At 75.1% G+C, this 17,489-nt stretch carries 15 protein-coding genes; 4 read left to right on the top strand and 11 right to left on the bottom strand.

What is annotated here, in order from left to right:
• The first annotated feature begins 350 nt into the window (after positions 1-350).
• Positions 351-1,607, top strand: a complete 1,257-nt coding sequence (locus tag RND61_RS19240; protein WP_315879233.1) for a serine/threonine protein kinase — start codon at positions 351-353, stop codon at positions 1,605-1,607.
• Here the strand turns inward: RND61_RS19240 and RND61_RS19235 are convergent.
• The 8 genes from RND61_RS19235 to RND61_RS19200 all read right to left on the bottom strand — a co-directional run bounded on the left by RND61_RS19235 (position 1,598) and on the right by RND61_RS19200 (position 12,700).
• On the bottom strand, positions 1,598-2,416 hold the full coding sequence (locus RND61_RS19235) for a TrmH family RNA methyltransferase (RefSeq protein WP_315879232.1): 819 nt from the start codon (positions 2,414-2,416) through the stop codon (positions 1,598-1,600). The two genes, RND61_RS19240 and RND61_RS19235, sit on opposite strands and share 10 nt — an antisense overlap.
• A gap of 43 nt (positions 2,417-2,459) precedes the next feature.
• Positions 2,460-3,692 carry a uroporphyrinogen-III C-methyltransferase gene (gene cobA / locus RND61_RS19230; RefSeq protein ID WP_315879231.1) on the bottom strand — a complete coding sequence of 411 codons (1,233 nt, stop codon included), beginning with the start codon at positions 3,690-3,692 and terminating at the stop codon, positions 2,460-2,462.
• Between the two features lie 206 nt (positions 3,693-3,898).
• Positions 3,899-7,606 carry a nicotinate-nucleotide--dimethylbenzimidazole phosphoribosyltransferase gene (cobT, locus tag RND61_RS19225; RefSeq protein WP_315879230.1) on the bottom strand — a complete coding sequence of 1,236 codons (3,708 nt, stop codon included), beginning with the start codon at positions 7,604-7,606 and terminating at the stop codon, positions 3,899-3,901.
• A 305-nt stretch (positions 7,607-7,911) separates the two neighbouring features.
• Positions 7,912-9,129, bottom strand: coding sequence for a precorrin-6y C5,15-methyltransferase (decarboxylating) subunit CbiE (gene cbiE / locus RND61_RS19220; protein ID WP_315879229.1), 1,218 nt, complete (start codon positions 9,127-9,129; stop codon positions 7,912-7,914).
• 82 nt (positions 9,130-9,211) lie between these two features.
• Complete coding sequence (locus RND61_RS19215; protein WP_315879228.1) at positions 9,212-9,904, bottom strand: GNAT family N-acetyltransferase; 693 nt, start codon at positions 9,902-9,904, stop codon at positions 9,212-9,214.
• An 85-nt stretch (positions 9,905-9,989) separates the two neighbouring features.
• Positions 9,990-10,841, bottom strand: a complete 852-nt coding sequence (locus RND61_RS19210) for a MetQ/NlpA family ABC transporter substrate-binding protein (RefSeq protein ID WP_315879227.1) — start codon at positions 10,839-10,841, stop codon at positions 9,990-9,992.
• Positions 10,842-10,946: 105 nt separating this feature from the next.
• The gene (locus RND61_RS19205) at positions 10,947-11,618 is read right to left on the bottom strand and encodes a methionine ABC transporter permease (RefSeq protein WP_315879226.1); all 672 of its coding nucleotides are present in this window, start codon (positions 11,616-11,618) and stop codon (positions 10,947-10,949) included.
• Positions 11,615-12,700 (bottom strand): methionine ABC transporter ATP-binding protein, encoded by a 1,086-nt coding sequence (locus RND61_RS19200; protein ID WP_315879225.1) that lies wholly within the window; start codon positions 12,698-12,700, stop codon positions 11,615-11,617. Before RND61_RS19200 ends, RND61_RS19205 begins: the two co-directional genes overlap by 4 nt.
• A gap of 547 nt (positions 12,701-13,247) precedes the next feature.
• Between RND61_RS19200 and RND61_RS19195 the strand changes: the two genes are divergently transcribed.
• Both RND61_RS19195 and RND61_RS19190 read left to right on the top strand, forming a co-directional pair.
• A complete protein-coding gene (locus RND61_RS19195) occupies positions 13,248-13,610 on the top strand; it encodes a hypothetical protein (RefSeq protein ID WP_315879224.1) in 363 nt (120 codons plus the stop codon).
• A 1-nt stretch (position 13,611) separates the two neighbouring features.
• Entirely contained in the window at positions 13,612-14,016 is a 405-nt protein-coding gene (locus RND61_RS19190) for a hypothetical protein (protein ID WP_315879223.1), read from the top strand.
• On the opposite strand, the gene RND61_RS19185 is transcribed toward RND61_RS19190, so the two are convergent.
• The 3 genes from RND61_RS19185 to RND61_RS19175 form a co-directional block, all read right to left on the bottom strand.
• On the bottom strand, positions 14,013-14,495 hold the full coding sequence (locus RND61_RS19185) for a GNAT family N-acetyltransferase (protein ID WP_315879222.1): 483 nt from the start codon (positions 14,493-14,495) through the stop codon (positions 14,013-14,015). The genes RND61_RS19190 and RND61_RS19185 overlap by 4 nt on opposite strands.
• A 39-nt stretch (positions 14,496-14,534) precedes the next feature.
• Positions 14,535-15,101 carry a sigma-70 family RNA polymerase sigma factor gene (locus RND61_RS19180; protein WP_315879221.1) on the bottom strand — a complete coding sequence of 189 codons (567 nt, stop codon included), beginning with the start codon at positions 15,099-15,101 and terminating at the stop codon, positions 14,535-14,537.
• 249 nt (positions 15,102-15,350) lie between these two features.
• Positions 15,351-16,535, bottom strand: coding sequence for a glycerophosphodiester phosphodiesterase (locus RND61_RS19175; RefSeq protein WP_315879220.1), 1,185 nt, complete (start codon positions 16,533-16,535; stop codon positions 15,351-15,353).
• A gap of 239 nt (positions 16,536-16,774) precedes the next feature.
• Between RND61_RS19175 and RND61_RS19170 the strand changes: the two genes are divergently transcribed.
• Positions 16,775-17,446: a lysophospholipid acyltransferase family protein gene (locus RND61_RS19170; protein WP_391653737.1), complete on the top strand. Its 672-nt coding sequence runs from the start codon at positions 16,775-16,777 to the stop codon at positions 17,444-17,446.
• The last annotated feature ends 43 nt before the right edge of the window (positions 17,447-17,489 follow it).

The raw sequence follows: 17,489 nt of genomic DNA, 5'->3' as shown, positions 1-17,489 counted from the left end.
CAGAGCACCGCGCCCGACCCGGCGCTCACGTCCCCGCCCCGCGTCCCGGCGGCCCCTCGCCCCTCCCCCGCGGCCCCGTCCGGCGGCGTACGGCCGGGCTCCGGCGGCGCGTCCCGGGCCGCGGCGCCAATCCTCCTGCCGGTAAAGGAGCTTGATCGTCCAGGGGACCGACGGCCTTGGCGGCGGTGGCCGCTGAGGCGGACTCAGGTACCGGCCGCGCGACCGGGAAACGATCGCGGAGTGAGGGCGCGGCCTATGAGCACACCCGGGTCCGGGTACGTAAGCTGGGCGACGTCAGAAGGACCGCGACGGCGGGGTGGGGAGCTCCCCACGGCAGGTAGGGGACGGACATGGCGATGATGCGGCTCCGGCGCGAGGACCCGCGTGTCGTCGGCTCGTTCAGGCTGCACCGGCGGCTCGGCGCGGGCGGGATGGGGGTCGTCTACCTCGGTTCCGACCGGCGCGGGCAGCGGGTGGCGCTGAAGGTGATCCGGCCGGATCTCGCCGAGGACCAGGAGTTCCGGTCGCGCTTCGCGCGCGAGGTGTCCGCCGCGCGGCGGATCCGCGGCGGCTGCACGGCCCGGCTCGTGGCGGCCGACCTGGAGGCCGAGCGCCCCTGGTTCGCCACGCAGTACGTACCGGGGCCCTCGCTCCACGACAAGATCGCCGAAGAGGGGCCGCTGCCCGCGGCCGACGTGGCCGCGATCGGCGCCGCCCTGTCGGAGGGCCTGGTCGCCGTCCACGAGGCGGGGGTCGTGCACCGGGACCTGAAGCCGTCGAACATCCTGCTGTCCCCGAAGGGACCGCGGATCATCGACTTCGGCATCGCCTGGGCGACCGGCGCGTCCACCCTCACCCACGTCGGCACGGCGGTGGGCTCCCCCGGCTTCCTCGCGCCCGAGCAGGTGCGCGGCGCGGCCGTCACCCCCGCGACGGACGTCTTCGCGCTCGGCGCGACCCTGGCGTACGCGGCGATGGGCGACTCGCCGTTCGGGCACGGGAGCTCCGAGGTGATGCTGTACCGCGTCGTCCACGAGGAGCCCCAGTTGCAGGGCGTCCCCGACGCGCTGGCCCCGCTGGTGCGGGCGTGCCTCGCGAAGGAGCCCGAGGAGCGGCCGAGCACGCTGCAGCTGTCGCTGCGGCTGAAGGAGATCGCCGCGCGGGAGGCGCAGGGGCTCGGCACGATGGCCCCGCCGGTGGAGGCGCGGCCCGTCGTGCCGCGCCCGGAGCGGGCGGAGCGGCTGGAGCGCGCCGACCGGGGCACGAGCGGCCGGAGGGCCGGTCGTGTGCCGCTGCGCCCCACGGAGCGGTACACCGAGCGGACCACGCAGGGACGGGCGCAGCGCACCCCCGCGCCACGGTCCCGGGGGCCGCAGCCGGTGCCGTCCAGGGCGGGCGGGGTTCGGGCCCAGCGGCACCCCTCGCAGCCGGGCGCCCGGACCGGGCCGCGTACGGGGCCGCGCCGGACCGGGGCGGCCCCGGGGACCTCGTCGGGTCTGCGGCGGCCCGCCAACCCGCGGCTGCTGCGTCAGCGGCTGTTCGTGTTCGTCGTCGTGACGCTGATCGTGCTGCTCGGCATCGCCGGGGCGCAGGCCCTTCAGGGCTGAGGGCGGCCCGCCGTCACGGCGTAGAACGCGACGGCCGCCGCGGCGCCCACGTTCAGCGAGTCGACGCCGTGCGCCATCGGGATGCGCACCCACGCGTCGGCCGCGCGCAGTGCCCGCGCCGACAGGCCGTCACCCTCGGCGCCCAGCATCAGCGCCACCCGCTCCAGACGGTGCGGGGCCGCCTCGTCGAGGGCGGTCGCCTTCTCGTCCGGTGTCAGCGCCAGTAGCCGGAAGCCCGCCTCGCGTACGGCGTCCAGGTCGTGCGGCCAGCTGTCGAGGCGGGCGTACGGGACGGAGAAGACCGCGCCCATCGACACCTTCACCGACCGCCGGTACAGCGGGTCCGCGCAGTCCGGGGAGAGCAGGACCGCGTCCATGCCGAGGGCCGCGGCGCTGCGGAAGATGGCGCCGATGTTGGTGTGGTCGTTGACGGACTCCATGACGGCCACGCGGCGGGCCGTCGCGAGCAGGTCCCGGGCCGCGGGCAGCGGCTCGCGGCGCATGGACGCCAGCGCGCCGCGGTGGACGTGGTAGCCGGTGACCCGTTCGGCGAGGTCCGGGTCCACCACGTACACCGGCGCGGGGACCTCGTCGATGACGTCCCGCATCGTGTCGACCCACTTCGCGGAGAGCAGCATCGACCGCATCCCGTACCCGGCGCGGAGGGCGCGGCGGATGACCTTCTCGCCCTCGGCGACGAACAGGCCCTCCTCCGGTTCGCGGCGGCGGCGCAGCTCCACGTCGGTGAGGCCCGTGTAGTCGTACAGGCGCGGGTCGTCGGGGTCGTCGACGGTGAGGAGTTCTGCCACGGGGAGGTGCTGCCTTGTCGGGGGTGCGGGCGGGGGGCGGGGTTCAGCGCCGGTGCTTGTCCGGGGCTTCGCGGACCACGTCGCCGATCACGATGACGGCGGGCGGGCGGACGTCCTCGGCCCGTACCCGCTCCGCGACCGTGGACAGCGTCGCGTCCACGCGGCGCTGCGTCGCGGTCGTGCCCTCCTGGACGAGGGCGAGGGGCGTGGCCGGGTCCTTGCCGTGGGCGATCAGCGCCTCCGCGATCTTGCCGATCTTGTCGACGCCCATGAGGATCACCAGCGTGCCGCGCAGCTTCGCCAGGGACGCCCAGTCGACGAGGGAGCGCGGGTCGTCCGGGGCGACGTGGCCGCTGACCACGGTGAACTCGTGGGCGACGCCGCGGTGGGTGACCGGGATGCCGGCGGCTCCGGGGACGGAGATCGAGCTGGAGATGCCGGGGACGACCGTGCAGGGGATGCCCGCCTCGGCCAGCGCCTGCGCCTCCTCCATGCCGCGGCCGAAGACGAACGGGTCGCCGCCCTTGAGGCGGACCACCGACCTGCCCTGCTTGGCGTGCTCGATCAGGGCGTTGTTGATGGCCTCCTGGGCCATGAACCGGCCGTAGGGGATCTTCGCCGCGTCGATCACCTCGACGTGCGGGGGCAGCTCGTCGAGCAGGTCGCGCGGGCCCAGCCGGTCGGCGATCACCACGTCCGCCTCGGCGAGGAGCCGGCGGCCGCGCACGGTGATGAGGTCCGGGTCGCCGGGGCCGCCGCCGACGAGGGCGACGAACGGGGCGCGGGAGCGGTGCTGGGGCGCGGCGAGGGTGCCGTCGCGCAGGCCCTCGACGATCGCGTCGCGCACGGCGGCCGAGCGGCGCGGGTCGTTGCCGGTGAGGACGGCGACGGTGACGCCCTCGATCCGGCCGGTCGCCGGGGTCCAGGCGGTGGCGGCGCCGGCGTCGTCCGAGCGCACGCACCAGGTCCTGGTCCGCTCGGCCTCGGCGGACACGCGGGCGTTGGCCTCCGGGTCGGTGGTCGCGACGAGCGCGTACCAGGCGTCGGCGAGGTCCCCGTCCTCGTACCGGCGGCGCTCCCAGCGGATCTCGCCGGCCTCGGCCATGGCCTCCACGGACGCCGTGGCGGACGGCGAGACGAGGGTGACGTCGGCGCCCGCGGCGATGAGCGCCGGGAGCCGGCGCTGGGCCACCTGGCCGCCGCCGACGACGACGACACGGCGCCCGGAGAGGCGGAGTCCGACGGGGTAGGCGGGCTGCTCGGCGTTTTCGACCATGGCGGTGTGGTCTCCTCGGCGGGTGGTACGGGGTGTGGGGCCACTGCGACGGTGAAGTGGCTGGTGAGACGGGGGTGCGCTGGCGACCACGATACGGGGCGGGGACGGGGGCGTTCGGGGCCGGGCGCGTCACGGCCGTCACGCCGCGGCCGGTCCGTCGGGGTGACGGGCCGGCCGTGGGGGGCGGGGACGCGCCCGGCGCGCCGCTACTTCTCGGTGACGCCCGCCGAGTCGAACGTCGCCACCTCGTGCATCGCGCGGGCCGCGCTCTGGACCAGCGGCAGGGCCAGCAGGGCGCCGGTGCCCTCGCCGAGGCGGAGGTCCAGGTCGACGAGCGGGCGCAGGCCCAGCTTGCCCAGCGCCGCCATGTGGCCGGGCTCGGCGCTGCGGTGGCCGGCGATGCACGCGGCGAGCGACTCGGGCGCGACGGCGCGGGCCACGAGGGCTGCCGCGCCCGCGCTGACGCCGTCGAGGACGACGGGCGTACGGAGCGACGCCCCGCCGAGGATGAAGCCGACCATCGCGGCGTGCTCCAGGCCGCCGACCGCGCCGAGCACGCCGATCGGGTCGGCCGGGTCCGGCTGGTGGAGGTCGAGGGCGCGGCGGACGACGTCGACCTTCCGGGCGTGCATCTCGTCGTTGATGCCCGTGCCGCGGCCGGTGACCTCGGCCGGGTCGGCGTCCGTGTAGACGGAGATCAGCGCGGCGGACGCGGTGGTGTTGGCGATGCCCATCTCACCGGTGAGGATCGCCTTGTTGCCGGCGGCGACGAGGTCGCGGGCGGTCTCGATGCCGACCTCGATCGCGGCGAGGACCTCGTCGCGGGTGAGGGCGGGACCGGTGGTGAAGTCCGCGGTGCCGGCACGGACCTTGCGGGGCAGCAGGCCCGGGGTGGCGGGGAGGTCGGCGGCGACGCCGACGTCGACGACGCAGACCTCGGCGCCGACCTGGTGGGCGAAGGCGTTGCAGACGGCGCCGCCGCCGAGGAAGTTGGCGACCATCTGCGCCGTGACCTCCTGCGGCCAGGCCGTGACGCCCTGGGCGTGCACTCCGTGGTCCCCGGCGAAGATCGCCACGGCGGCGGGCTCGGGGATGGGCGGCGGGCAGGTCCGGGACAGGCCGCACAGCTGCGCGGAGATGATCTCCAGCATGCCGAGCGCGCCGGCCGGCTTCGTCATGCGCTTCTGCCGCTCCCACGCCTCGCCGAGCGCCTTGGCGTCCAGCGGGCGGATGTTGGCGACGGTCTCCTGGAGCAGGTCGTGCGGCTCCTCGCCGGGCAGGGCGCGGCGGCCGTACGTCTCCTCGTGGACGACCCACGACAGGGGGCGCCTCTTCGACCAGCCCGCCTGCATCAGCTCCGGTTCCTCGGGGAACTCGTCGACGTAGCCGACGCACAGGTACGCGACGACTTCGAGGTGTTCGGGCAGGCCGAGGGCGCGGACCATCTCGCGCTCGTCGAAGAAGCTGACCCAGCCGACGCCGAGGCCCTCGGCGCGGGCGGCGAGCCACAGGTTCTCCACCGCGAGCGCGGAGGAGTACGGGGCCATCTGCGGCTGCGTGTGGCGGCCGAGGGTGTGGCGGCCGCCGCGGGTCGGGTCGGCGGTGACGACGATGTTCACCGGGGTGTCGAGGATGGCCTCGATCTTCAGTTCCTTGAACTGCTTCGCCCGGCCCTTGGGCAGCGACTTGGCGTACGCCTCGCGCTGGCGCTGGGCGAGTTCGTGCATCGTGCGGCGCGTCTCGGCGGAGCGGATGACGACGAAGTCCCACGGCTGGGAGTGCCCCACGGACGGCGCCGTGTGGGCGGCCTCCAGGACGCGCAGCAGGACCTCGTGCGGGATCGGGTCGCTGCGGAACCCGTTGCGGATGTCCCGGCGCTCCCGCATGACCCGCAAGATCGCCTCCCGCTCGTCGTCGGCGTAGCCGGGGGCGGGGGGGCCGGCGGGGGCCGCGTCCGCGGCCTCGGGGGCTTCGGCGTCGTCGGCCCGGTCCTCCCGGGCGGCCCCGTCCGCCGGGGCGGCCGGGGCGGCTGCCCCGGTGGACGGCGCGACGGGAGTCGGGGCCGCCTCGGCGGTCGGTGCGTCGACGGACGTGCCCTCGGCAGCGGGCGCCTGGGCGGGAGCCGCGTCGGTGGGGGCCTGGGTGGGGGCCGCGTCGGTGGGGGCCGGCTCCGCGGGGGCGGCCTCGGCCGGGGCTTCCTCCGCGGCCGACACCGGGGCGGTCGGCGCGTCGGCGGGAGCCGTCTCGGCGGAGGCCGTCTCTGTGGGCACCGTCTCGGCGGGGGCCTCTTCGAGCGTGTCCCCGGCGGTCGGAGCCGCCTCGGGGGCGGGCGCCGGGGCGGCGGGCACCGCTTCGGCCACGGGTTCGGCGGGCGCCTCCCCGGCGGACGGAGCGACGACGGCGACCGGCGCGGCGGGCACGCCCTCGGACGTACCGGCAGCCACCGGGTCCTGGGCGGGCGCGTCCGCGACGGGCGCCTCCGCCGACGGCACGGCCGCTTCCGGAGCCTCCTCGGCAGGCACCACGTCGGCCACCGGGGCCGCGGGCACCGCCTCGGCGGGCGCCGGAGCGGTCTCGACGTCGGCGATCCCGGCGGTCACGGCCTCGGCGGTCACAGGGGCGGCAGGCGGCTCCTCGACGGGCGCGGCGGCAGGGGTGGCGGGCGGCTCCTCGACGGGCGCGGCGACCACGGCCACCAGCTCGGCAGGCGGCTGCACGGCCGGATCGGCGGGCACCGGCGCGGCCGGGTCGACGGTCACCGGGGCGGACGCGGAGTCGACGGCCACCTGCTCGGGCGTCACCGCTCCGGCGGGCGCGACCGGGTCCTCCGCGGGCGCCTCCATCGGGGGCTCCTCCACCGGGGGCGCCGGTGCGACCGCCGCCTCGGCGGGCGCCGGCGGGGTGGCGGCCGGTACCGGCTCGGGGGCGGGCGCGGCCTCCGGCGCCAGGGGGTCGGCGGGCTGCTCGGCCGGTACGGCGGCGGGCACGGCCACCTCCTGGGCCGGGGCGCCGTGCTCGGGCACGGCGGCCTGCTCCGGGGAGGGGGCGGGCACCCCGGGGTCCCCGGCCGGGTCCTGGACCGGCTCCGGGGCGCCCGTCGCCTGCTCGGCCTGGATCTGGGCGGGAATGGGCAGCGGCTGGGCCGCCGCCGGGACGCCGTGGGCGGGGGTCGTCCACGTCGGGGCGTGCGGCTCGTGGGGCTGCTGGGGCGTCGCGGCGTGGCGGGGGGACGGCACCGGGTGCTGCGCCGGGTCGGGGTACGGGGCCGCGCCCTCCCCCGGGACGAACCCGCCCGGCGCCTCCGGAGCGACCGTTTCTGCTGCGGCGGGCCGCTGCGCCCACGGCTGCGCGTCCCGCGCCGCGGGGCCGGGCGCGTCCAGGTGCTCGGGGCCGGGAGCCGGCGGGCTCTGGACCGGCGCGGGGGCGGGCGGCACGGGGGCGGGGCCGCGGTCGGCGAGCGAGCGTACGACGCCGCCCGTGTCGGGCATGGGCGGGCCCATGTGCAGCGGCCGCCGCGGGGCCTGCTGCGGCGCCTGCGCGGGGGCCGGGGCCTGGGCGGGGTGCGGGGCGTGCACGACGCCGTGGCCGTCGGTCCCGGAGCCCTGGGCGCCCGCCTCCTGGTAGGGATGCTCGTACGCGGGAGCGGCGGCCTCCGGAGCGGCGGGCGGGTCGTACGCGGTGTGCTCGGCGGGCGGCGTCTGGGGCATCGGCACGGTGACGGGCGGGGCCGGGGCGACACCGGGCTGCGGCTCCGTCCAGGCGCCCTGGGCGCCCGGCATCAGGAGCAGATCGTCGTCGTCGGCAGCGGAGGGGTCGAGGAAGGTGTACGCGTCCGGGACGGGCATGCCCGGCTGCTCCACCATGCCTGCGTGCTCCGGCTGCCCCTCGCCCGGGACCTGGCCGGTGTCAGTCATGCGTACCCCTCGCCCATCGGTTGTGCTCCTTCAGACTTCCGCCCGCCATGGAGAACGAGCGTGCGCTCCGCGCGGCACGAACAGCGTGCGGACATCCAGCATTCTCGCCGCGTTCGGGCCCCGTGGCGGAGGCTTCCGCCACGGTCGGCTGTGGACTGCGCCACGTCGCGCGTCCCCCCGGTCGTGCTCTCCCACGCGGCACCCCCGAGAGGGCGCCTCCTGACGGGTACGGGCGAACGAAACGCCGAACACCCGGCTGTGGTGGAACGGTCGGCCAGCCTACCCGGCCGCCCGTGGCGACGGGATCACGGGGCGGGTCTGCGCCCGGCGACGAGGAAGGCCACCGAGCGGTCGCGTTCGGACCAGGTGGTGGGGTCGAGGTCGACGGACTGGAGGAGGACGCACTCGACGGTGTAGCCGCCGGCGGCGAGGGCCGCGCCGGCGGCCTCGGCCTCGTCGCGGGTGCCGGCGTGCGTGACGATCCGCTCGGGGCGGCGGTCGGCGCACGCGGCGACGACCTCCGCTCCCCCGCCGCCGACGCGCACGACGTCGGGCTCGGGCAGGCGTTCCAGTACGGAGGGGGCGCGGCCGGCGACGGCCTGGAGCTGGACGCCGAAGCGGCGGGCGGCGGCCTCGGCGCGGGCGCAGGCGGCCGGGTCGGCGTCGACGGCGATGACGGCGGCGCCGAACCGGGCGGCCTCGGCGGCGAAGGCGCCGGATCCGGTGCCGACGTCCCAGACGAGGTCGCCGACGCGGGGGCCGAGGCGGGCGAGCTGGGCGGCGCGCAGGGCGGGCGCCTCGCCGGTGCCCGGCGTGCCGGGGACGGGCCCGTCGTCGTACGCCCCGGGGGCCAGGCTCCAGCCGCGTACCGGGCCGGGGTCGGGGCCCAGGAGCCAGCCGCCCGCGGCGGGGGCGGGGACGGAACCGCCGATGGCGATGACGACGTTGGGGTCGCGCCAGGTGAGGTCGGCCGCCTTGTCGGAGGTGAGGACGGTGACCTGTTCGCCCTCGGTGCCCAGGGCCTCGCAGACGACGAAGGTGCGGTGGACGCCGTCGAGCATGAGGGCGAGTTCGGCGGGTCCGGCGCCCGGGGAGGTGAGGACGGCCACCTTGGGGTGGGCGCGGCAGACGTTGACGGCGCGGCGCAGCGTGCGGGTGTGGGCGACGACGACGCGGGCGTCGTCCCAGGGCATGCCGGCGCGGGCGAAGGCGGCGGCGACGGAGGAGACGGCGGGGACGACCTCGACCTCCAGGCCGTGCCGGGGGTCTCGGAGGGCGCGGACGACGCCGAAGAAGCCGGGGTCGCCGTCGGCGAGGACGACGGCCGTGCCGCGGTGTCCGGCGATGCGGCGGGCGGCGAGGTCGACGCTGCCGAGGCGGATCCGCTCGGCCCGCTCGGGGACCTCCGGGAGCGCGAGGTGGTGGGCGGCCCCGGCGACGAGGGTGGCGGCCGAGAGGGCGGACCGCGCGGCAGCGGTGAGGGGGGAGCCGTCCCATCCGATCACCGTGACCCGGTCGGCCATCTTCGCTGTCTCCCTGGGGGTGTCGGTGCAGGTCGGCTGTGTGAGCGTACCGGGAAGGGGGGTGTCCCGGCGGGTGGCGGGGTCAGTTCCAGTCGGGGTACGGGGAGGAGCCGGCATCGGCGTAGGGGTCGTCGGCGCCTTCGAGGTCCTCGGGGAGCAGGCTCCAGACGATCAGGTCGGTCCGGATCTCGGCCCAGGTTCCGTCCTCCGTCTGGGCGCGGGCTATCCAGGCGTTGCGCAGGACGCCCTCGCTGAGGCAGCCGATCTTCTGGGCGACCTGCTGGGAGGCGGTGTTGCCGGCGGCGGTGCGCAGTTCGAGGCGTTCGAAGCCCTGCTCGTGGAAGAGCCAGCGGGCGACGGCCAGGACGGATTCGGTGGCGTAGCCCTCGCCGCGGGCCCAGGGGGCGGTGATGTAGGAGATCTCGGCGGAGCGGGTGCGCCAGTCGGTGTGGTGGAGGCGGACGGCGCCGACGAGGCGCTGGGTGAGGAACTCGGTGACGGCGAGGGCGAGTCCGTGGCCGCCGGCGCGTTCGGCGGGGGCGGTCCTGTGGACCCACTCCTCGGCGTGGGCCGTGGTGTAGGGGTGGGGCGCGGAGGTCCAGGCGACGACGAGTTCGTCGTTCATCATCTCCGTGTGGGCGGGGATGTCCGTGTCGTCGTAGGGGCGCAGCACCAACCGTTCCGTGCTGATGGAGACGTCCGGAAAGGTGGTAGTCATGCGCAACTCCATGCCGGTGGCCGGGGACTGTTGGTGAAGGCCGTGAACGCACAGCATGCAGCATGAGCAGGTCGCCGTGCATGGCGGGACGGGAAGGGCCCCGCGCACCGGGTGGTGTGCGGGGCCCTTGGCGGGGCCGTCGTTACTTCGCGGCGCCGAAGGCGGGGACCACGGAGCCCTTGTAGGTGTCCTCGATGTACTTCTTGACCTCGGGCGAGTTGAGCAGCTCGGCGAGCTTCGTCACCCGCGGGTCGTCCTCGTTGCCGTCCTTGACGGCGAGGAAGTTGGCGTACGGGTTGCCCTCGGCCTTCTCCAGGGCGAGGGCGTCCTCGGCGGGGGTGAGCTTGGCCTCGATGGCGTAGTTGCCGTTGATGACGGCGGCGTCGACGTCGCTCAGGGCGCGCGGGATGGTGGCGGCCTCCAGCTCCTTGAACTCCAGGCCCTTCTTGTCGGTGATGTCGGAGAGCTTGGCGCCGGCGCCGACCCCGGCCTTGAGGGAGATCAGGCCGTTGTCGGCGAGGAGCTTGAGGGCGCGGCCCTCGTTGGTCGTGTCGTTGGGGACGGCGACGGTCTGGCCGGGCTTGATGTCCTTGAGCGTCTTCAGCTTCTGGGAGTAGAGGCCGAGCGGCTCCAGGTGGACGTTAACCACGGGGACGATGGTGGTCTTGTTCTTCTTGTTGAAGTCGTCCAGGTACGGCTTGTGCTGGAAGTAGTTGGCGTCGACCTGGCCGTCCTGCGTGGCGGTGTTGGGCAGGACGTAGTCGGTGAACTCCTTGACCTCCAGCTTGAGGCCGGCCTTCTCGGCGAGGTTGTCCTTGACGTACGTGAGGATGTCGGCGTGCGGCGTGGGGGACGCGGCGACGACGAGCGGCTTGGACGCGTCGTCGCCGGAGCCGGAGGAGGCCGGGTCGGAGGCGGTGCCGCAGGCGGTGAGGCCGACGGCGAGGGCGGTGATGCCGGTGAAGGCGGCGAGGGTCCTGATCTGGTTGTGCACGAAGAGTGCCTCTTTCTGGTGGGTGGGAGGCCCGGACAAGGAGTGCGGGCTCGTTCTTCGGTCGCGGGGCGGTGCGGGCCGCGCGGGGTCTGGTGGGGCGCCCGGTCAGGACGCGGTGCGGCCGCGGCGGGCGAGGAGCCGTACGACGCCGTCGCCGACGAGCTGGACGACGGAGACGACCACGATCAGGATCACCACGGTGACGAGCATGAACGTGGTGTCGAACCGCTGGTAGCCGTAGGTGATGGCCTTGGAGCCGAGTCCCTCGCCGCCGACCGCGCCGGCCATGGCCGAGTAGCCGATGAGGACGATCACGGTGGTGGTGACGGAGGAGACCAGGGACGGCAGGGCCTGCGGCAGGAGCACCTTGCGGATGATCGTGGGGATGGAGCCGCCCATGGACTGGACGGCTTCGACGAGGCCGTGGTCGACCTCGCGGACGGCGGTCTCGACGAGGCGCGCGAAGAACGGAATGGCGCCGATGGCGAGGGGGACGATCATCGCGGTCGGGCCGATGAAGGTGCCGACGACGAGCTTGGTGAACGGGATCAGCGCGATCAGCAGGATGATGAACGGCAGTGAGCGGCCGATGTTCACGATGACGCCGACGACCTTGTTGACGGCCGTGTTCTGCAGCAGCCCGCCCTTGTCGGTGAGGACGAGGAGGAGGCCGAGGGGGAGCCCGCCCAGCACGGAGACGACGGTGGCCCACAGGACCATGTAGAGGGTGTCGACGGTGCCCTGGGTGAGCAGGGGCTGCATCTCCGACCAGGTCACTTGGCGGCCTCCTTGGCGAGCGGCGACGGCGAGGCGGTGCCGGGGGCGGTGGTGGCGTCGGCGGCGGGGGCCGGGGCGGCGTCGTCGACGACGTCGACCTGGAGGCCCTGTTCGCGCAGGAAGCCGACGGGGACGACGTTCTCCTCGTAGCGGCCGGGGAGTTCGATGCGCATGCGGCCGATCTGCTTCCCGCCGACGGTGTCCATGGCGGCACCGAGGATCGATATGTCGATGTTGTAGGTGCGGGCCAGCTGGGAGACGACCGGCCGGGTCGCGGCCTCGCCGTGGAAGGTCACGTCGATGACGGTCCGGTCGGGGCCGGTGGCGTGGCCGCTGACCGGGAACAGCTCGCCGGCGAGCTCGGAGCCGGGGGTGGCGAGGAGCTCGGCGACGGTGCCGGACTCGACGACGCGGCCCTTCTTCATCAGCGCGGCGGAGTCGCAGACGGTCTTCACGACGTCCATCTCGTGGGTGATGAGGAGGACGGTCAGGCCGAGCTGCCGGTTCAGGTCGCGCAGCAGCTGGAGGATGGAGCGGGTGGTCTCCGGGTCGAGGGCGCTGGTGGCCTCGTCGGAGAGGAGCACCTTGGGGTTGCCGGCCAGGGCGCGGGCGATGCCGACGCGCTGCTTCTGGCCGCCGGAGAGCTGGCCGGGGTACGCCTTGGCCTTGTCGGCGAGGCCGACGAGGTCGAGGAGGTCGAGGGCGCGGCGGGCGCGCTCGGCGCCGGAGACGCCGAGGATCTCCAGGGGCAGCTCGACGTTGTCCTGGACGGTGCGCGAGGACAGCAGGTTGAAGTGCTGGAAGACCATGCCGATGCGGCTGCGGGCGCGGCGCAGCTCCTTGCCCGCCCGCCGGCCGCGGCCGGCGAGGGCGGTGAGGTCGGTGCCGTCGACCGTCACGGTGCCGGAGGTGGGGCGCTCCAGGAGGTTGACGCAGCGGATGAGGGAGGACTTGCCGGCGCCGCTCTGGCCGACGACGCCGAACACCTCGCCTTCGCGGACGTGCAGGTCGACGCCGTCCAGGGCGGTGACCTGGCGGCCGCGCGACTCGTAGACCTTGGTCAGGCCCTTGGTGGTGATCACAGGGTTATCCGTCACTGTCGAGTGCACGGTGCGGTGTCCGCGCCGGGCACGGGGCATTCGTCATTGCGTCGCGCGGCACGGCTGCCGGTGGGAGGCGTGTGCGCGGGGCGGGCGCGCGGTCCGCGGTTCGTACACGCGGACGCGGCCGACTGGTTGCCATCGGGTCTCGCTTCGGGGCGCGAGGCTCGTCAGGGGCCCTCTAGGAGGCGCACATTCGACACATACAACGAGCACCGGGCGTCGCCATCGCCTCAGTCGCAAGGGTGCGGATGCTCGTCGTGGTCATGGCGCCCAGTAAAGCAGACCGGGCCACGGGGCGAGCGAGGGTGTCCGCATAGCGGACACGAGGGCGGCGGGATGTGGACGGGGCGGCGCGGGCCCGATGCGCGGGCCGCGCCGGCCGCACGGGACCGGCCTGCGGAAACGCGCCGGCGTACCGGGGCACGGGCAAGGGGGCGGCCGGTGGGGCGCGGAAGCGGTTGTGGCCAAGGCCACGCGGGGCGGGGGCGGCCTCGGCGGGGGTTTTCGTCCGTAATAGTCTCGGCGCATGTTCAACGCCCTGACACTCGCGGTGTCCCTCGCCGCGCTGGCCCTCGCCGCGTGGTGCGGCTTCGCCGCGTACCGGGACCAGTCGACGAAGGACTGGCACTTCATCGGCATGGCCGTGGTGACCGCGCTCGCCCTGGCCCAGTTGGTGGTCGGCGTGGTGCGGCTCGCGCGGGGCGGCGAGGCCGACGAAGGCACGGCGATCTTCGTGGCGTACCTGCTGGGGGCGCTGTTCGCGGTGCCCGCGGCGGGGTTCATGTCGCTGGTCGAGCGGAGCCGGTGGGGATCGGCGACGGTCACGGCCGGCGCGGTGGTCCTGGCCGTGTTGGAGGTACGCCTCCACGACATCTGGTGGGAGGGCTGAGATGGCCGATCGGCTGGTCAAGGGACCCGGCATGCTGCTGGTGTGGCTGTACGGGGTGATGTCGGTCGGCGCGGTGTCGCGCTCCGCGTACCAGATCGCCACCGAGTTCGACCGGGCGCCGCTGGCGTACTCGCTGTCGGCCGCGGCGGCGGTCGTGTACGTCTTCATCACGTACACGCTGGTGCGCGGCGGCGAGACGGCCCGCAGGGCGGCGCTCGTGTGCTGCGCCGCCGAGCTCGTGGGCGTGCTCACCGTCGGGACGTGGACGGTGCTCGACCCGGCGGCCTTCCCCGACTCCACGGTCTGGTCGGAGTTCGGCTACGGCTACGTGTTCATCCCGGTCCTGCTGCCCGTGACCGGGATCCTGTGGCTGCGCCGCGCCCGCCGGGTCGCCCCGGCCGTCTAGGCGGCCTTCTCCAGGGTGACGAGGGTGAGACGGGGGCCGACCTGTTCGGTGGCCACCGCCTCGTACCCCTTCCTGCGGTAGAGCCGCAGGTTGCCCTCGCTGCGCTGGCCGGTGAACAGCCGGAAGCGCTTGGCGGCGGCCTTCGCGTCCCGGGCGAAGTGCTCCTCGATGGCGTCGAGGAGGCGGCCGCCGAGGCCGTGCCCGCGCAGCCGGGGGTGGACGATGAGCTTGCCGATGCGGGCCGTGCCCGTCTCGTCGACCTCGCCGCGCACGGAGGCGACGACCTCGTCGCCGAGGCGGGCGACGAGGGCGTGGCCGCGCTCCAGTTCGGCCTTCAGGTCGTCCAGCGGCTGGGTGAGCGGCTCGATCGTGTAGTCGCCGTAGAGTTCGGCCTCGCTCTGGTAGCAGAGGTACTGCAGCTTGAGGATCTGTTCGGCATCCTGCGCGCTTGCCGCTGAGATGGTCACGCTCATGCCCATGTGTGCACGCCTCCGGCTCACCTGATACGCCCTGTCGGTCTACCGCACCCTTCCCCGATGGGCGGGAGCGGCAACCCCTGCCGCCAGCATTCTGCGCAGACATCCCAGGCAGCGGGAACGCATCGGTCCCAAACTGCCCTGTGAGATACCCAACTTGCCTGCGATTTCCTGGTAGGTGAGGTCGTCCGGCGACAACATCGCAGTCAGCAGTCGTTGGCATCGGACCGGTGTCCGGCGGACGGCGGCACGCAGCGCGCGACGGCGCTCGGCCTGCACGGCGGCCCACTCGGGCGCGGGACCGGGCCCGGGGCCGGATCGGGTGTCGGGGGCGGGATCGTCGTCGTACGGAAGCTCCCGGACGGCCGTGCGGCGGGCGCGGCGGGCCTCCTCCCGTACGGCGCGGCGCAGCCAGTCGGCGGGGCGGGCGGGGACGCCCGGCCCGTCGAGGTGTTCGAGGAGCCTCAGCCAGACGGCCTGCTGGAGGTCGCGGGGGTCGACGCCCGACGCGGCGGCCTCGGCGTCGGACTCGGCGGTCAGGAGCGGGGCGAGCGCGCCGAACGGTTCGGGGACGGCCGGTGCGGGCGGGGCGGGTTCACGGGGCGTCATGCCGGGCACGACTCGCGGCGGGGCGGGGGCGGTTGCCGTACGGGCGGGGATTCGCCCGACGGGGTGGCCGCGGGGGCGCGCGGATGACGGCCCGCCGAGACCCCGCGGGGCGCGCGGGGTCTCGGCGGGCGGCGGGGCCGGCGAGCGGGACGGCCGGAGGCCGGCGGTGGCCGGCGGTCCCGACGGGCGGGTGGACGCGGCGGCCGGTGGTCGCGGTGCCCGGTGGTGGACGGCGACGGCCGGCGGCGGTCAGCGGTCGCGGTGGTCGGCGGCGGCGAGCAGGCCCGTGTCGGGCTGGTCGGTGAAGATGCCGTCGATGCCGGTGGCGAAGTACGCCCGGTACGCGCCGAAGACGTCGCCGTACGCGTTCGGGTCCGTGCCGCGCCGGAAGTCGGCGGGCAGGAAGGCGTTCTCGTTGCGCAGCGTGTACGGGTGGACGACCAGGCCGCGGGCGTGCGCGTCGCGGACGAGGGTGGTCGGCTCGCCGAGCCGGCCGTCGGGACCCTTGGGGACGACCAGGTCGAGGAGGGGGCCGATGCCCTGGGCGTACGAGGCGATCCAGTCGAGGCCGCGCGGCGTCACCAGGTCCGCGACGGTGCGCGGGTCACCGGCGTCGACGAAGTCGTAGGGGCGGTCGTCGGGCGTCCACAGCAGGACGACGCGCGGCGTGGCGACGAGCCCCGCCATCCGCCGCATGCTGGTCGGCTCGAAGGACTGCAGGAACGTGGGCGAGTCGGCGCGGTGGCGGCCGTAGCGGCGGAGCAGTACGGCGAGGCGCTCCTCCAGGCCGAGGCCGAGCTTGCGGAAGTACGTGGGGTGCTTGGTCTCGACGTGCAGCCACACCGGGTGCCCGCGGCGGCGGCCCTCCTTCTCGGCCCAGCGGAGCACCTCCTCGAAGCTGGGGACGGTCCAGCGGCCGTCGTACAGCGTGTTGTGCGGGCGGGTGCCGGGGATCCGCTCCTTGGCGCGCAGCGTCTTCAGCTCGGCGAGCGTGAAGTCCTCGGTGAACCAGCCGGTGAGGGACTGTCCGTCGACCGTCTTGGTGGTGCGGCGGGAGGCGAACTCGGGGTGGTCGGCGACGTCCGTGGTGCCGCTGATGTCGTTCTCGTGACGGCACACCAGGTGCCCGTCGCGGGTGGGCACCAGGTCCTGCTCGATGACGTGGGCGCCCATGTCGAGGGCGAGCTGGTAGGAACCGAGGGTGTGCTCGGGGCGGTGGCCGCTGGCGCCGCGGTGGGCGATGACCGCGGGGACGGGCAGGCCGCGGCGGGCGCCGCCGCGGGCCCCCGCCGCGCCCCCGGCGGCCGGCGCCCCGGTGCCCGCGGCCGCCGCGGCGGCCGGCGCGCCGGCGGACACGGCGGCGGCCGCGGTGGTGAGCGCCGCGGCTCCCAGTACGGTCCGGCGGGCGGGACTCCTGCGCGCACCCTGAGTCATGGGGGCTCCTCCACTGAACGTCTCATCGGTCTTCGGCCTGTCGGGCGCGGCCGATCGTAGGCGCCCCCGCGTTACGCGCGGCAGACCCCGGACGAACGCGGGGAGAACGCGGATCAACACGGCGTGTCGACCCGGTGAACCCGGTGTGCGACGGGGCGTGACCGGCGAGTATCGTCCTCACCTGCACGGTTCTCGTCGGCCGTACAGGACCGCGACCGCCCACGACACCGGAGGACTCGTTGTCCCGCTTCGCGTTCATCAAGGCAGTGCTCGGCTCGGTCCTGCGGCTGATGTTCCGCCTACGGGTGGAGGGCGCCGAGAGGATCCCCGGGTCCGGGCCGGTCATCCTGGCGGGCAACCACCTCACCTTCATCGACTCCATGATCCTGCCGCTGGTCGTGGACCGCCAGGTGTTCTTCATCGGCAAGGACGAGTACGTCACCGGCAAGGGCCTGAAGGGCCGCCTCATGGCGTGGTTCTTCACGGGGGTCGGCATGATCCCCGTGGACCGGGACGGCGCGGGCGCCGCCGTGGCCGCCCTGCACACGGGCCGCCGCGTGCTGGAGGAGGGCAGGGTCTTCGGCATCTACCCGGAGGGCACGCGCTCCCCCGACGGCCGGCTGTACCGGGGCCGTACGGGCATCGCGCGGCTGACGCTGATGACGGGCGCGCCGGTGGTGCCGTTCGCGCTGATCGGCACGGACAAGCTGCAGCCGGGCGGCTCGGGGCTGCCCCGGCCGGGCCGGGTGACGGTGCGGTTCGGCGAGCCGATGGAGTTCTCCCGCTACGAGGGCATGGACCGCGACCGGTACGTGCTGCGGGCGGTGACGGACTCCGTGATGGCGGAGGTCATGCGGCTGTCGGGGCAGGAGTACGTGGACATGTACGCCACCAAGGCGAAGGCGGCCTGACGGCCCGTCCCACGGCACGCGGCTGGGGGCCGCACCCCGCTCC

Source organism: Streptomyces tamarix, from assembly GCF_032423885.1.
Taxonomy (GTDB): Bacteria; Actinomycetota; Actinomycetes; order Streptomycetales; family Streptomycetaceae; genus Streptomyces; species Streptomyces tamarix.
The sequence above is the reverse complement of the archived record's forward strand: the minus strand, read 5'-3'. Positions and strand labels throughout refer to the sequence as shown.